This is a genomic window from Paenibacillus nanensis (assembly GCF_003583765.1).
GTDB classification, from domain to species: Bacteria; Bacillota; Bacilli; order Paenibacillales; family Paenibacillaceae; genus Pristimantibacillus; species Pristimantibacillus nanensis.
Map to the genome: position 1 here is coordinate 348,423 of NZ_QXQA01000003.1, position 15,073 is coordinate 363,495.

20 protein-coding genes are annotated in these 15,073 nt (G+C 51.8%); 16 read left to right on the forward strand and 4 right to left on the reverse strand.

The window, feature by feature from the left end; genetic code table 11:
- Positions 1 to 39 precede the first annotated feature (39 nt).
- From D3P08_RS07915 to D3P08_RS07960, 10 genes are all read left to right on the forward strand, one after another.
- On the forward strand, positions 40 to 468 hold the full coding sequence (locus tag D3P08_RS07915) for an Hsp20/alpha crystallin family protein (protein WP_119598950.1): 429 nt from the start codon (positions 40 to 42) through the stop codon (positions 466 to 468).
- Between the two features lie 167 nt (positions 469 to 635).
- A complete protein-coding gene (locus D3P08_RS07920; RefSeq protein WP_240647376.1) occupies positions 636 to 827 on the forward strand; it encodes a hypothetical protein in 192 nt (63 codons plus the stop codon).
- A 32-nt stretch (positions 828 to 859) separates the two neighbouring features.
- Positions 860 to 1,084: a hypothetical protein gene (locus tag D3P08_RS07925; RefSeq protein ID WP_119598952.1), complete on the forward strand. Its 225-nt coding sequence runs from the start codon at positions 860 to 862 to the stop codon at positions 1,082 to 1,084.
- A gap of 75 nt (positions 1,085 to 1,159) precedes the next feature.
- Positions 1,160 to 1,597: a Fur family transcriptional regulator gene (locus tag D3P08_RS07930; RefSeq protein ID WP_119598953.1), complete on the forward strand. Its 438-nt coding sequence runs from the start codon at positions 1,160 to 1,162 to the stop codon at positions 1,595 to 1,597.
- Between the two features lie 17 nt (positions 1,598 to 1,614).
- Positions 1,615 to 1,836 carry a membrane protein insertion efficiency factor YidD gene (gene yidD, locus D3P08_RS07935; protein ID WP_206098933.1) on the forward strand — a complete coding sequence of 74 codons (222 nt, stop codon included), beginning with the start codon at positions 1,615 to 1,617 and terminating at the stop codon, positions 1,834 to 1,836.
- A 374-nt stretch (positions 1,837 to 2,210) separates the two neighbouring features.
- Positions 2,211 to 4,190: a methionine--tRNA ligase gene (gene metG, locus D3P08_RS07940; RefSeq protein ID WP_119598955.1), complete on the forward strand. Its 1,980-nt coding sequence runs from the start codon at positions 2,211 to 2,213 to the stop codon at positions 4,188 to 4,190.
- A gap of 186 nt (positions 4,191 to 4,376) precedes the next feature.
- Positions 4,377 to 5,420 (forward strand): metal ABC transporter solute-binding protein, Zn/Mn family, encoded by a 1,044-nt coding sequence (locus tag D3P08_RS07945; RefSeq protein ID WP_240647359.1) that lies wholly within the window; start codon positions 4,377 to 4,379, stop codon positions 5,418 to 5,420.
- Positions 5,421 to 5,489: 69 nt separating this feature from the next.
- A complete protein-coding gene (locus D3P08_RS07950) occupies positions 5,490 to 6,314 on the forward strand; it encodes a metal ABC transporter ATP-binding protein (RefSeq protein WP_119598956.1) in 825 nt (274 codons plus the stop codon).
- Entirely contained in the window at positions 6,298 to 7,104 is an 807-nt protein-coding gene (locus D3P08_RS07955; protein WP_119598957.1) for a metal ABC transporter permease, read from the forward strand. Before D3P08_RS07950 ends, D3P08_RS07955 begins: the two co-directional genes overlap by 17 nt.
- A gap of 36 nt (positions 7,105 to 7,140) precedes the next feature.
- A complete protein-coding gene (locus D3P08_RS07960) occupies positions 7,141 to 7,854 on the forward strand; it encodes a cytochrome c biogenesis CcdA family protein (protein ID WP_119598958.1) in 714 nt (237 codons plus the stop codon).
- On the opposite strand, the gene splB is transcribed toward D3P08_RS07960, so the two are convergent.
- On the reverse strand, positions 7,851 to 8,921 hold the full coding sequence (gene splB, locus D3P08_RS07965) for a spore photoproduct lyase (protein ID WP_119598959.1): 1,071 nt from the start codon (positions 8,919 to 8,921) through the stop codon (positions 7,851 to 7,853). The two genes, D3P08_RS07960 and splB, sit on opposite strands and share 4 nt — an antisense overlap.
- A gap of 186 nt (positions 8,922 to 9,107) precedes the next feature.
- Between splB and mntR the strand changes: the two genes are divergently transcribed.
- The gene (gene mntR / locus D3P08_RS07970; RefSeq protein WP_119598960.1) at positions 9,108 to 9,530 is read left to right on the forward strand and encodes a transcriptional regulator MntR; all 423 of its coding nucleotides are present in this window, start codon (positions 9,108 to 9,110) and stop codon (positions 9,528 to 9,530) included.
- Positions 9,531 to 9,617: 87 nt separating this feature from the next.
- On the opposite strand, the gene D3P08_RS07975 is transcribed toward mntR, so the two are convergent.
- Positions 9,618 to 9,938 (reverse strand): hypothetical protein, encoded by a 321-nt coding sequence (locus D3P08_RS07975; protein ID WP_240647360.1) that lies wholly within the window; start codon positions 9,936 to 9,938, stop codon positions 9,618 to 9,620.
- Positions 9,939 to 9,979: 41 nt separating this feature from the next.
- Positions 9,980 to 10,915, reverse strand: a complete 936-nt coding sequence (locus D3P08_RS07980) for a DUF1385 domain-containing protein (RefSeq protein WP_119598989.1) — start codon at positions 10,913 to 10,915, stop codon at positions 9,980 to 9,982.
- A 230-nt stretch (positions 10,916 to 11,145) separates the two neighbouring features.
- Here D3P08_RS07980 and D3P08_RS07985 point away from each other — a divergent pair, with 230 nt between their 5' ends.
- The 5 genes from D3P08_RS07985 (at position 11,146) to D3P08_RS08005 (ending at position 14,328) form a co-directional block, all read left to right on the forward strand.
- Positions 11,146 to 11,658, forward strand: coding sequence for a YqhR family membrane protein (locus tag D3P08_RS07985; RefSeq protein WP_240647363.1), 513 nt, complete (start codon positions 11,146 to 11,148; stop codon positions 11,656 to 11,658).
- Between the two features lie 98 nt (positions 11,659 to 11,756).
- Positions 11,757 to 12,209: a type II 3-dehydroquinate dehydratase gene (gene aroQ, locus D3P08_RS07990; protein ID WP_119598962.1), complete on the forward strand. Its 453-nt coding sequence runs from the start codon at positions 11,757 to 11,759 to the stop codon at positions 12,207 to 12,209.
- A gap of 12 nt (positions 12,210 to 12,221) precedes the next feature.
- Positions 12,222 to 13,295, forward strand: coding sequence for a M24 family metallopeptidase (locus D3P08_RS07995; protein WP_119598963.1), 1,074 nt, complete (start codon positions 12,222 to 12,224; stop codon positions 13,293 to 13,295).
- Positions 13,296 to 13,323: 28 nt separating this feature from the next.
- Positions 13,324 to 13,881 carry an elongation factor P gene (gene efp / locus D3P08_RS08000; RefSeq protein ID WP_119598964.1) on the forward strand — a complete coding sequence of 186 codons (558 nt, stop codon included), beginning with the start codon at positions 13,324 to 13,326 and terminating at the stop codon, positions 13,879 to 13,881.
- A 231-nt stretch (positions 13,882 to 14,112) separates the two neighbouring features.
- Positions 14,113 to 14,328: a hypothetical protein gene (locus D3P08_RS08005; protein ID WP_119598965.1), complete on the forward strand. Its 216-nt coding sequence runs from the start codon at positions 14,113 to 14,115 to the stop codon at positions 14,326 to 14,328.
- A 557-nt stretch (positions 14,329 to 14,885) separates the two neighbouring features.
- Here the strand turns inward: D3P08_RS08005 and D3P08_RS08010 are convergent.
- Positions 14,886 to 15,073: IS3 family transposase (locus D3P08_RS08010; RefSeq protein ID WP_147381784.1), on the reverse strand; the 188-nt coding region annotated here is incomplete at its 5' end.

Here is a 15,073-nt window from a genome sequence, read left to right on the forward strand (position 1 = left end):
TACAATAATGGGAATGACGGAGAGGAGGCGAGTAGGCACATGGCATCGAATTGGGATGAACTGGAGCGTTGGATGGAGGGGCAGCAGCTTCCGAAAGGGTTCGAGGTGCTTCGCGAGCCGGATTGGGTGGAGCGTTTCGTGCGTCGGATGATGACGAAGTCGCTCCCTGAAATCGCGGGGAAAATTACAGGCACAGGCGCCGCCGCAACGAAGGAATCTAAGCTGTACCTTACCGTTCTTTATAAGCTTCCGCCCGGCGCTGACCGGGATAACGTGCGGCTGTTCGTAAGGGAGGACGCGCTCCGAATCGAAGGTCTGCCAGGGGGAAAGAGCGAAAGCGTGAAGCTGCCGAAGCTTGTGAAGCCGCGGCTATGCCATGCGGTCGTCAAAGCCGGAGAGCTGCAAGTTAAGCTGAAAAAGCGGCAGGGGCTCCGCAAGGTGCATGAGCATCTGATCGATTGGGATTAACGGCGCTGGCTGCCGGAAATGTGCGGCGATCCGGGTACAGCGCCCGAATTGTCACGAAATTGACCGGATTTTAGAGGGAATGCTGCTGGATAACGGACAAGCCATCCCTTATAATGCTAATTAAGTGTGCATTTTTTGCCGTAAAGGGAGTGTCGAGTTTGTCATTAGTGGATGTAAGCAGCGTGGATGCTTCGTTATTTATATTGGGCGTCATCTTTCTCTTGCTCATATTCGGTTTGCTCAGCATGGGCATCCTCAAAATGTTTCAGCAGCGCTTCAGAACGGGCTGGTTATGCTTCGGAGGCGCGATCGTCAGCTTTAGCGTCTTTATGTTCGTTTTGAACCGGTGGTATTTATAAGAAGCCGCAGATTGTAAACCGGGGGAATCGTTTTGTTTTGGACAGTCATTTGGTTTGTCGTGAACACGTTATTTGTAGCTGCTGCGATCGCGTTTCTATTCATGCATCGGGCAGTTACGCTAGAGAAACAGCAAGGCTCGTCAGCAGAACGGCTTAAGACGCTTGTTAAGCGCAGAAACGTGACGGCTGTACTAAGCATCCTATTATTTATAGCGATGTGCGCCAGCTTTGTTGTGAATATGAAGATTAACGGCTAAAACGAGCTCTCATTGACGGGAGCTTTTTTTTTCGGCACAATAAATAGATAGAAATTAGGATTCGGAGGATCGGCTATGCATACAGTGGAAGAAATCGTTGGGCGAATGTCGAACCGAGGCTTGCGGGTAACGGATCAGAGGAAGACGCTCGCTAAGCTGTTCGCAGATTCGCCGGGGTATTTGTCGCCGAAGGACGTCTATGAATATATGGGGAGAACCTACTCCGGGCTCAGCTTTGATACGGTTTACCGGAACCTGCGCGTAATGGAGGAGCTTGGCGTGCTGGAGCAGGTCATGTTCGAGGACGGCGTCAAGTTTAAGCTCCATTGCCGGGAAGAGCATCATCACCATCACTTGATTTGCCTGCAATGCGGACATACGTATCCGATCACCTTCTGCCCGATGGACCAGACGGCAGTCCCTGAAGATTTCCGAGTGGTGCGGCATAAATTCGAGGTGTTTGGTTATTGCAAGGATTGCGCGCAGGACGAAGCGTCCGCCACGCAAGCATGAGCGAAGGAAGCCGTGCGATGCGGCGAGCGCTGAAAGCGCCGATTCACGTCTATCGCAAGTTCATTTCGCCGCTTAAGCCGCCGACCTGCCGGTTTTATCCGACTTGCTCCGCTTACGCGCTCGAGGCGATTGAAAGGCATGGCGCCGCAAAGGGAGGCTGGCTGGCCGCCAAACGGATTGCGAGATGCCATCCGTTCCACCCTGGCGGCTACGATCCCGTGCCGGAGAAGCTGCCTTGACAGGAACGGAGCGGTTTCGGTATATTTTTACTATATATCAATTGCCGAAGAATGGATGAGTACAGCTTGAACTTTCCTTCATCAGAGAGCCGGGCAACACGGTGAAAGCCGGCAAGGGAGGAAGCTGGAAGATGGTCCGGGAGGCACCGGTTTCGAGCCGAGCGGTCAGCGCGCGGTAAGGGATCGGCGTACGCGTCTGCGTTATAGACGTTAGAACCGCCCTAGTGGCGGCGAATGAAGCGGCAGCAGCCAATCGACTCCGTCGACGCAGGTTAGGCGATGCCGGAAGTTGGGTGGTACCACGAGGGCTTACGCTCCCGTCCCATGTTGGACGGGAGTTTTTTGCGTTTTTAAATGAATAGGAGGAAATGCGAATGTCCAACCCAAAAACGTTTTATATTACGACTCCGATTTATTATCCGAGCGACAAGCTGCATATCGGGCACGCTTACACCACGGTTGCGGGCGACGCCATGGCGCGTTACAAGAGGCTTCGGGGATACGACGTCTGGTACTTGACCGGCACGGACGAGCACGGCCAGAAGATCGAACGCAAAGCGAAGGAGAAAGACAAGACGCCTCAGCAGTTCGTCGACGATATTGTGGTCGGCATTAAAGAGCTGTGGGCGAAGCTCGAAATTTCGAACGACGATTTTATCCGGACGACCGAGGAACGACATAAGACAGTGGTGGAGAAAATTTTCCAGCAGCTTCTGAAGCAGGACGATATTTACAAGGGAGAATACGAGGGCTGGTATTGTACGCCGTGCGAATCGTTTTTCCTCGAGCGCCAGCTGTCAGACGGCAATTGCCCGGATTGCGGGCGGCCCGTAGAGCTGGTGAAGGAAGAAAGCTATTTCTTCCGGATGAGCAAATACGCCGATCGCCTGCTCCAGCACTACGAAGAAAATCCTGACTTTATTCAGCCGGAATCCCGCAAGAACGAAATGATCAACAACTTCATCAAGCCTGGTCTTGAGGATTTGGCCGTCTCCCGGACGACATTCGACTGGGGCATTAAAGTGCCTGGCGATCCGAAGCATGTCATTTACGTGTGGATCGACGCGCTGTCGAACTATATCACCGCTCTGGGCTACGGCACGGAAGGGAAGGACGATAAATTTGACCGGTTCTGGCCGGCAGACGTGCATCTGGTCGGCAAAGAAATCGTCCGTTTCCATACGATCTATTGGCCGATTATGCTGATGGCGCTGGGCCTGCCGCTGCCGAAAAAGGTGTTTGCGCATGGCTGGCTCCTGACCAAAGAAGGCAAAATGTCGAAATCAAAAGGGACGGTCATCGATCCTGTCGTGCTGATCGACCGGTTCGGCCTCGACGCCCTCCGCTATTATCTGCTTCGCGAGGTTCCGTTCGGCGCGGACGGCGCGTTCACGCCGGAAAACTTTGTGGAGCGGATCAATTTCGATCTGGCCAACGATCTTGGCAACCTGCTGAACCGAACGATCGCGATGATCGACAAATATTTCGGCGGCGCCGTACCGGCTTATGCGGGAACCGTCACGCCATTCGACGCGGCTCTGGAGCAGCTTGCGGCCGAGACGGTATCTTCCGTCGAAAACGCAATGGAAAAAATGGAGTTTTCCGTCGCCTTATCCGCGCTGTGGCAATTTGTAAGCCGGACGAACAAATATATCGATGAAACGCAGCCATGGGCGCTCGCGAAGGATGAAGCGAACAAAAACGCGCTAGCTTCCGTTATGCATCACCTCGCGGAGTCGCTCCGTTTCATCTCGATTATGCTGCAGCCGTTCCTGACGCATGCGCCGCGCGAAATGTGGCGTCAGCTCGGCATCGAGCAGGGAGAGCTGACGGCATGGGACAGCATGGGCGCATTCGGCAGGCTGCGTGGGGGTACTCGCGTAGCGAAAGGCGATCCGATCTTCCCGCGTCTCGATATGGAAGCGGAGACGGCGTTTATCGCCTCCTCGATGAGCGGGGGGACAAAGGCGGAGACGCAGGCAGCTCCCGCAGCAGCAAGCGCGGAAGCCGCGCCGGCTCCGGAAGGCAAAGAGGAGATCGGCATCGACGATTTCGCGAAGGTTGAGCTTCGCGTCGCTCAAGTCATCTCCGCCGAGCCCGTGCCGAAGGCTGACAAGCTTCTAAAGCTTCAGCTGGATCTGGGCTACGAGAAGCGCCAGGTTGTATCCGGAATCGCCAAGTTCTATAAACCGGAGGAGCTCGCCGGCCGTAAAGTGATCTGCGTCACGAATTTGAAGCCGGTGAAGCTGAGAGGCGAGCTGTCGCAAGGGATGATTCTGGCAGCTTCCCAAGGCGATCAGCTTACTCTGGCGACCGTTCCGGATGAAATGCCTAACGGCGCCATTGTCAAGTAACGAATAAGAAGCCGTTCCGTGCCTAATATTTTAGGTATGGAGCGGCTTTTTTTTGCCGTATGGCTATTAAGACCCGCAAATAATAGGAGCCTCGCATGCAATGGCCTGTTGACAGCCTAAGGAACCCGTCATATAATACTAAACGTAATCATAACGATTACTAAAAAGAGAAACCGGAGAGAAATGATGATGAAACTTGAGTATGGATTGAAGCGTATGCGAATGGCTGCGGCGATCACGGCGCTCATGCTTGCGCTTACGGCATGCGGCGGAGCTAACGACGGCAATTCGGGGCAGAACGCTGCGAATGCCCCGCAAACAGACAACCCGGCTACAAACAATACGGCTAATGAAGCGGCTGACACTAAGCTTAAAGTTGTGACGAGCTTTTATCCTCTTTATTTTATGGCAACGGAAATCGGCGGCGATCATGTAGAAGCCGTCAACCTTATTGCGGCGGGGATAGAGCCGCATGATTGGACGCCGAAAAGCCGCGATTTGAGCGTAGCCTCGAGCGCGGGGCTTCTACTTTATCACGGGGCCGGGCTGGAGCTTTGGATCGATCAGTTCCAAGAGGGATTGTCCAAGGACAGCAAGGTCCAGCTGAAGGAAATGAGCGCCGGCATCGAGCTGATCGAAGGCGGCGAAGAAGCAGAAGAACATAGTGGCGAAGAAGGCCATGAGCATGAGGAAGAGGGGCATGACCATGCGGTCGATCCGCATACTTGGGTAAGTCCGAAATCGGCCATCGTGCTGGCGGAAAACGTCAAAAACAGCTTGACCGAGGCGGATCCAAGCAACGCGGCCGATTATGAGGCGCGTTACGAAGCGTTGAAGGAGAAGCTGGCCAAGCTTGATCAGGCATACACGGAAGCTCTATCGGCCGCAAGCCAGAAAAATATGGTCGTCTCTCATCAAGCATTCGGTTATCTGGCGCGCGATTACGGCTTGCATCAAACCGCAATTATGGGATTAAGTCCCGATGCCGAGCCGAAAGCGCAGGATTTGCTCGAAATTGCCAAATTCGTCAAAGAGAACGACGTAAAGTACATTTTCTTCGAGGAGCTGGTCTCGGACCGGCTGGCGAAAACGCTGGCTGACGAAGCGGATGTGGAGACGATGGTGCTGAATCCGCTTGAAGGATTAACGAAGCAGCAGGAAAAAGCGGGAGAGACCTATTTGACGCTAATGGAACAAAACTTGCAAAAGTTGATTCAAGCTTTACAATAAAGATAATTGACTTATTATTTCATTCGGAGCTGATACAGCTCCATTTTTGCTGTAAGGAGCAGACGGACGATGCAAACAATCCATAATCAAAACGCGGCGGTCGCAAGCTGCCACAACGAAGTGATCAGTGTTAAACATGTATCGTTTGCTTACGAGCAGAAGACGGTAATGGAGAACGTAAGCATCGGCGTTAAGGAGCGGGATTTTATCGGGCTTATCGGCGCAAACGGCGCCGGGAAGTCCACGCTGCTGCGCATGATCGTAGGCTTGCTGAAGCCGACCGCCGGCGAAATCCGCTTATTCGGCCAGCCTGTCGAGTCGTTCAAGGACTGGGACCGAATCGGTTATGTGCCGCAAAAAAATTCGCTGAACCCGCAGTTCCCCGCTACCGTTAAGGAGGTTGTGCTTTCGGGGCTGTACGGGAACAAGAAGCTGTTCCGGCGAATAAGCAAAGCGGACCAGACTAAGGCAAACGATGCGCTTGAGGCGATGGGCATCGCCGATCTTAGCGACAAGCGGATCGGCCGGCTATCCGGAGGACAGCAGCAGAGGGTGTTCCTGGCGAGAGCGCTTATCAATAATCCTTCGCTGCTCATCTTGGATGAACCGACGGTCGGAATCGATGCGGAGACCCAGGAAAGCTTCTTCCATATGATCAAGCATATGCATCAGCACCATAATATGACGTTTTTGATGGTGTCTCACGACATGGAGATGATACGCGGCTACCTTGGTCATGAGCCTGCCGCCGTATCGGGGAAGCTTAACTTTTATATTCGGCATTCGCATGACACGCAGGACTGTGTGGAAAGCGATCTAGCGCATAGCCTGAAAGGCTTAAGAGAGCAGATGGAAAGCGGGAGAGAGGTCGTTTCGGTTGGAGATCGTAACTAGCGAGTTTTTTCAAAGGGCCCTTATAGGCGGCCTTCTCATCGGAGTGACTGCGCCGCTCATGGGATTTTTTCTCGTCCTGCGCCGGTTATCGATGATCGGCGATACGCTGTCGCATGTCGCGATAGCGGGCGTGGCGCTCGGTTTTTTGACAGGCGTATATCCGATCGCGATGGGACTTGTGTTCGCCATCGCGGCTTCTTTCGCGATAGAGAAGCTCCGCAAGGCTTATAAAACCTACGCGGAGCTGTCGCTTGCGATTATGATGGCGGGCGGCATCGGCCTGGCGTCGATCCTATTTACTTCGGGAGAAAGCATGATGGATGTCAACAGCTATCTGTTCGGCAGCATTTACACGCTTAGCAACGGCGATTTGCTGACGATTGGAGGCGTGACGGCGGTTGTGCTTATCGTCATTGCCGTTCAATCGAAGGAGCTGTTCCTGCTCACGTTCGATGAGGACGCGGCAGCGGTAAGCGGCTTGCCCGTCCGATTCTATAATGTTATGATAAGCGTGCTTACGGCGCTCGTCATCAGCGTCGCAATCAAAATTGTTGGCGCGCTGCTTGTGTCGGCTTTGCTCACGATACCGGCCGCTTGCAGCCTCATTATTGCGCGCAGCTTCAAACAAAGCATCGTGACCGTCATTCTCATCGGAGAGCTTGCGGTGCTTGCCGGATTGATGATTGCCGGGATATGGAATCTCGCTCCGGGTGGAACCATCGTCCTGCTTCTCATTGCCGTCCTGCTGCTTTTGCTTTTGCTGCGGCGTGGACTGCGGCTTGGCGGATAAGAGTTAAGTGTTCGGCTGTAGAAAGGAGTTATTCGTTTGTCTGACATTAACATATGGCTGGCGTTCGGCGCCGGCTTCGCGTCGTTTGTATCGCCTTGCTGTCTTCCGCTTTATCCGTCCTATTTGTCTTACATAACCGGCATTTCGGTATCGGAGCTGAAGGGTTCTCAGCTTTCAGGCAAAAAACGCATGCTCATGATGACGCATACGCTGTTTTTTGTATTAGGCTTTTGTACCGTTTATTATACGCTCGGTTACGGGACGAACGTATTCAGCGAATTTTTTAGCGCACATAATCAGTTAATTCGGCAATTATCCGCGATTCTCATTATTTTGATGGGTCTTTTCTTAATGGGCATATTTCAGCCCCGCCTTCTGATGAAGGAACGCAGAATGGATTTTGTGCCGAAAAAAGCGAACTATATTAGCTCCTTTGTATTCGGAATCGGCTTTTCCGCCGGATGGACGCCTTGTATTGGCCCGGCGCTGACGGCAATATTAGGCCTTGCGGCATCCGAGCCGGGCACTTGGTTCGGACTAACTACGGCTTACGCTTTAGGCTTTGCGATTCCGTTTTTTGTCCTGGCGTTCTTCTTGGGCACGGCAAAATGGATTTTGAAGTACTCCGCGACGGTCATGAAATTCGGCGGAGCCGTTATGATTCTGATGGGCATTTTGTTGTTTACCGATCAGATGACCAAAATTACGATCTGGCTAAATATGATTACGCCGGAATGGATGAAGTTTTAAGTGAAATATTCGATTTTCGATTGCGGAAATTTATCGAAGACGCGCTCCGAAATGAACATGCGGAGCGCGTCTGCTTGTTCATCGGGGTAGACGTATTTGCCTTGGCCCCAGCGCCCCCATTTGTACTTTCTTTTTTCGATATCCATCTCCAGCTTTGTTTTCGGATAGCGCTTCTCGATTACGCCTTTTGCTGTTTTCGTGAACCGGTGCTGAATCAGCTCGAAGGTTAAATCGTCTCTGGCGCCCTGCGGCAGCGCCTTATCGAGAGCGTCAATCAGCTCCGCGTATCCGTCCTCCCAGCCGTCATGCCAAATAATCGGCGCAATGAGAAACCCGATCGGGTATCCTGCAGACGCTGCCTTGGCCGCAGCCTCAATCCGCTGCTCAAACCGCGATGTCGCGGGCTCGAAGTTTTTAATGACATATTTGCTGTTCACGCTGAACCTGATGCGGGTATGGCCGTTATGCCGCGCGTCCAGCAGCGAATCCACATGATGAAATTTCGTCACAAAACGGAGCCTTGCCAGCGGCTGATTGCCCATATATTCAATCAGCTCGCGCAAGCTGCCGGTAATCGGCTCGAGACCGACGGGATCGGAGGTGCAGGCCGCTTCGAACCGAGTAATCTCAGGCGCGCGTTCGTTAATGTAGCCTTGCGCCGCCTCCAAAATTTCATCGATATTGACGTATACCCGGACATAGGGCTTGGCTCCGAGCGTCGTCTGCAAGTAACAGTAGTGGCAATGCGCCATACAGCCGGTAGAGATCGGAATGGCGTATTCGGCTGACGGCTTTGACGTGTCGAACTTCAGCGTCTTGCGTAGTCCAACCACAAGGGTTCGCTTGGCGATGCGGTATTGCTCAAGCTCCGTATCTCCAGGCAAATTCGTGATTCGGTTATGAGAGGTCGTCATCCGGTATGGAATGCCTTCTTGCTTCGCCCATTCAAATATTCGCTGTCCCTTCGGGTAGTCTAAAGCGGCGGGTTCGAAATAGACGAGCTCCGGCACAAAGGAGAGGCTGTTCCTGTCGATTCGCGCAGGCTTTTCCAGCAGCTTTTGAGTCATGATTGTTCCTCCGATTGCGGTATGGATACAAGCATTTTTAGTGTGTGAAATCAAGCGGACGGGCAATCAGGAAAGTGCGCCCTGTTTGGAATCGGCTTGCAGGATGAGGGAACGAAAGTGTATGATACATAGAGTGACGCGCCATGTTGCACGGCAGAGTAAGCAAGGTTTGGGGGTGTTCTTTAGGTGCCGACTCCGAGCATGGAAGACTACTTGGAACGAATATATAAGCTGATAGACGAGAAGGGGTATGCCCGCGTCTCTGATATCGCGGAGGGGCTCGAGGTACATCCGTCCTCTGTCACAAAAATGATCCAGAAGCTGGATAAGGACAATTACTTAGTCTATGAGAAATACCGCGGTCTTGTATTAACGAATAAAGGCAAGAAAATGGGAAAACGGCTTGTCGACCGCCATCAGCTGCTGGAAGAGTTTTTGACCGTCATAGGCGTTCAGGAAGAAAATATTTATAAAGATGTGGAAGGCATTGAGCATCACTTAAGCTGGGATTCCATTACTTGTATCGAGACGCTTGTGGAATATTTCAAAAGAGACAGTTCCAGAATGGACGAGCTCAAGTCGCTTCGTTCTTTGATGGAATCAGAATAATGGAATAACACATCATCCAGCGCGCATGAAAATAAAGAAGGTCAGCGGTTATGAAATCCGCTGACCTTCTTTGTTACGCACTGGCGTTTAGTGATATTTAGGCACATCGTCGTCGTCCTTGCCGCCTTCAATGACGCGGAAAGGAACCGTTTTGGATTTTGGTCGGTTATGCTTCGGCTTCCCGGCGGCGCTTCGGCTTGGTATTACTCGCGTTTGCTGACGGCTGCTTCCGCTATGTCCGCGCAGCGATCCCGGCGGAAACTTATAGAGAAGAAAGATTCCGCCGATGATCACAATCGGCAGAAGCAGCTGCAGCGGGTTGCTCAGGAGACCTACGACCAGGCCGATTGCCATAAGGATGACAATGATTACAGCCCCTATGCTCCATTTGTTGACTCGGTTGAACACATTCATCACGCCTTTCCGTCAAGCATTAAGCATTCATCTTGTTAATTGAATTTCGGTTCGGACATTTGCCGATCCAGCTCGCGCATCCGGTTGAAGGAAGCGATCGAGACCGCTACCTGATCATCCTTAGGCTCTTTCGTTGTAAGAAGCTGCAGCCAAAGTCCCGGGTACCCGAGAAAACGAAGGAGCGGAATATCCCGCACCGCGTTCGTCAGCCTTAGTACTTCGTAGGAAACGCCTAATACGACAGGGAGGAGCGCAATACGGATAACGACGCGTTCCCAAATCGTATCCCATTCGAATACAGGCAGCGAATAGATGACAACGCCGACTATGACCGTAAAAACAATAAAGCTCGATCCGCACCGATAATGCAGTCTGCTGTATTTCTGTACGTTTTTGACCGTCAGCTCTTCCCCGGCTTCGTACGCGCTGATCACTTTATGCTCGGCCCCGTGATATTGGAACAGTCTCTTAATGAGCGGGGTCATGGAGATGGCGTATAAATAAATAAGAAGCATTAAAATTTTTATAAGTCCTTCTAATAGATTATGACCGATCGTGCTTTCGAATAACCCTTCAAACAGCAATCCTTCCAATATGGCCGGCACGCCGGTAAAGATCAGCTTCCCGGCGAGGAAGGACAATACGCCTGCAACGGCTACGCTAACGATCATGCCTGCGCTTAGCCCTGTTTTCTTCTCGGGGGCATCCGCAGCCTCCTGATAGCTAGCTTCAGCCTTCGGCGATGAAGCGCCTTCTTCCTCGGTTTCGTCCTCCGCATATTTCTCCATTGAAAAATTCAAATGTTGAGAGCCCTTCGCGCTTGAGTCGAGGATACCGACAATGCCGCGAATGAACGGGATTTTTTTGAGTGGCGCAAGCCATTTTTGCGTCGTCCGGGGCACTTCGTAAAAGATGATTTCATCGTTTTTGCGCCGAACCGCCGTAACGTTGACATGCTTCCCGGCAAACATAACGCCTTCTATAACGGCCTGTCCGCCGTATATATTCCGTGGATCTTGAGACAAGGGAGTGCCACCTTTCCTTACGAATTGTTCTAAAATGTCCTACAGCTATTGTACTTGATCTTCAGGCTAAATGCGAGCGCCCGCATGCGGGCATACTTTGATTAGAGCGGGTCGGAATCACGCATACTAGCCGTATTCAGGCTTAAATTACTCAACAAATGACAGGAGAGATGAAGATGAGCAACCAATACGTTATGCATCGGGGGGCCGCACGCTCCGAGAGAAGACGCTTTACGAATCCTTGGCTCTTCCCGCTGGAGATCGGATGTTATGCCGGTTTGTTTTTTGGCGTCATACGCTGGATTTCCTATGAAATGAACTTTACCCGCGTATTGCCCGGCTTTTTGCTTGATTCTTTCTTCAGCCATGATTTCCTGCGTTCGTGGTGGGGCATCTCTGCCGGAATCGCATGCTTTATCGCGCTTTCTATTGTCGCGGCTTTGCTGTATAAAGTTGCCCTCGGAAAATTCAAAGGGCCTTGGGCGGGCATTTTTTATGGGATCGGCTGGTGGGCTGTTCTGTTTGGCTTGATTTGTCCGCTGCTCGGCATGACTCCGTGGATGAACAAAATCGGCTGGAACACCATTTTTACAGAACTGAGCGTAATGACGGTTTGGGGCTTGTTTATCGGTTTCTCGATCGCCTTCGAGTTTACGGATGAGGCTTCCCGGGAACCGATGAACGCATAGTCTGTCTAGTTGTTACTTCTCAAGCGCCGGGGATTTGTGGTAAAATGTCTTGTGATCTTTGTCGCAATTGAACATTAGACAGCTTTGGAGGTGCGGGCGTGCTCAGAATCGCAGTGCTGAACGGTCCTAATTTGAATATGCTTGGCATTCGCGAGCCTGGGGTATACGGCAATGACTCGCTTGCCGCTATCGAGGAGCTTGTGAAAAAAAGAGGAGACGAACTTGGCGTTTCAGTATCGTTCTTCCAAACGAATCACGAAGGCGAGATGATTGACCGCATACATAGCGCCTACGGCAACGAAGAAGGCATCATCATCAATCCCGGAGCTTGGACACATTACAGTTATGCGATCCGCGACGCGCTGAGCGCCGTAGCGCTGCCGATTGTTGAAGTGCACCTGTCCAATATTCATAAGAGAGAAGCATTCCGTCATCTTTCGGTCGTCGCGCCTGTAGCCGTCGGCCAGCTTGCAGGTTTCGGCTCCTTTGGCTATGTGATGGCACTTGAGGCGTTGACGCGTTTGCTTCAAAGCGAAAGCAATAAAGGATAAGGGGAGAACAAGATGACGATGGAGCGAGTAGAACGGCTGCGCAAGCTTCTGGAAGAGAACGGTCTGGAAGCGTTATTGATCGCAAGTCCTTATAACAGGCGTTACATCAGCGGTTTTACGGGCACTGCGGGCTACGTGGTAGTAACTTCTGCAGAGAGCTACTTTTTGACGGATTTCCGCTACCGGGAGCAGGCATCGAAGCAAGTACAAGGCTTCCAGGTCATGGAGCATGGCACAAGCCCGATCGATGAGATTCGCGAGCTGCTGCTTAAAGCAGGCATCGGGACGCTCGGATTCGAGCAGGAGCATGTAAGCTATGGCGAATACTTGCAGTGGGGAAAGACGCTTGGATCGATCGAGCTTAAGCCTGCGGCAGGTCTTGTCGAAAAGCTTCGGATGATTAAAGAAGAATCGGAGCTGCAAGTGATGCAGGAAGCTGCCGACTTGGCTGACCGCACATTCAAGCATATTCTTGGCGTCATTTCGACCGGCATCAAAGAATCGGACATCGCGCTCGAGATGGAAGTGTTCATGCGCAGCCATGGCGCAACCAGCTCCTCCTTCGATACGATCGTCGCCTCGGGCGAGCGTTCCGCGCTGCCTCACGGCGTAGCCAGCGATCGCGCAATCGGGACAGACGAGTTCGTGAAGCTGGATTTTGGCGCCTATTACAATGGGTACTGCTCGGACTTGACGAGAACGGTAGTCATCGGCAAGCCAAGCGCCAAGCATAAGGAGATTTACGATATTGTGCTGGAGGCACAGCTGCATGCGCTTGCGAACATTCGTCCGGGCATGACCGGCCTTGAGGCCGACGCGCTTTGCCGCGATATCATAACGAAGTACGGCTACGGCGACAACTTTGGCCACGGCACCGGCCATGGTCTCGGCATGGAAATCCATGAAGCGCCTAGGCTGTCCAGACTAAGCGATACGATTTTAACGCCCGGCATGACTGTAACGGTAGAACCCGGCATTTACGTACCTGGCTTTGGCGGGGTGCGCATTGAGGACGACATCGTTATTACGGAATCCGGTATTAAAATATTGACCTCATCCCCGAAAGAACTTATCTGTCTGGGATAGGCACATCTTATTCAGGAGGGAATCAGCAATGATTTCAGTAAACGATTTTAAAACAGGCTTAACCGTACAAGTGGACAACGATATTTACACCGTCCTGGATTTCCAACACGTAAAACCGGGCAAAGGCGCGGCTTTTGTTCGCTCTAAGCTGAAAAACCTGCGCAACGGCAACGTTGTGGAGAAAACCTTCCGCGCCGGCGAAACAATCGGCCGCGCGCAAATCGAGAACAGAGAAGTTCAATACCTGTACAACTCGGGTAACGAATATACGTTTATGGACAACGAAACGTTCGACCAGTTCAATCTGGACAAGAAGCAGCTGGAGTGGGAGCTGAACTTCCTGAAAGAGAACATGAACGTTAATATTTCGAGCTTCCAAGGCGAAATTTTGGGTATCCAAATGCCGAACAGCGTAGAGCTGAAAGTCATTGAGACAGAGCCAGGCGTTAAAGGCAATACGGCTCAAGGCGCAACGAAAAACGCGAAGGTTGAAACCGGGCTGAACGTACAAGTGCCTTTGTTCATTAACGAAGGCGACGTTCTGCTGATCGATACGCGCGAAGGCAAATATATTTCCAGAGCGTAGATTTGGAAAGCCGTCCCGCACTGCCGTATGGGCAGTCGGGACGGTTTTTTTATTTGGCTATGAAGCTGAGCCGTTGCCCGGAGTGAATATGTCGGTGAGACCGGCTTAAACCGACTGAGGCCGATTGGCATGAGCGAATAAGTCGGCGGCAGCGCCTTATATTGGCTGAAGTCGGCTGGCAGGGGCGAACAAGTCGGTGAGACCGCCTTAAACCGACTGGGGCGGATTGGCATGAGTGAAGAAGTCGGCGGCAGCGTCTTATATTGGCTGAAGTCGGTCGGCAGGGGCGAAAAGATCGGTGAGACCGCCTTAAACCGACTGAGGTCGATTGGCATGAGTGAAGAAGTCGGCGGCAGCGCCTTATATTGGCTGAAGTCGGTTGGCAGGGGCGAACGAGTCGGTGAAACCGCCTTAAACCGACTGAGGCGGATTGACATGAGCGAATAAGTCGGCGGCAGCGCCTTATATTGGCTGAAGTCGGTCGGCAGGGGGGGAACAAGTCGGTGAGACCGCCTTAAACGGCCTGAGGGCGATTGCATGAGCGAATAAGTCGGTGAGACCGCCTTAAACGGACTGAGGCGGATTGACATGGGCGAATAAGTCGGCGGCAGCGCCTTAAATCGATTGAAATGCTTTTTGTTAGCAAATAATTACGTCACACGATACTAAAAGCAAAGAGTGAGTTGCTCGCAAGCAACTAATTACGTCACACGATACTAAAAGCACGGAGTGAGCAGTAAGCGAGTAATAGTCACGTCACACGATACTAAAAGTATGAAGTGAGCTGTTCCCAAGCAAATAACCACGTCACACGATACTAAAAGTATGAAGTGAGCTGTTCCCAAGCAAATAACCACGTCACACGATACTAAAAGCATGGAGTGAGCAGTTTGCGAGCAAATAATCACGTCACGCGATACTAAAAGTATTGAGTTAGCTGCTCGCAAGCAAATAATTACGTCACTGGACCTCTGTCAAGAAAGTGGACAGTAAAATAAGAGAATCTAGGATGCTGTACGATCAAAAAACTGTGCACTAAACTGCGCTGGCGACAAGTATCCCAGTGAACTGTGAATTCGTTTGCGGTTGTAGAAAAGTTCAATGTACTCGAAAATCGCCTGCTTGGCTTGTTCCTTTGTCCGGAATTTTGTGCAATAGATCAGCTCTTTTTTCAGTACGCTGTGAAAAGATT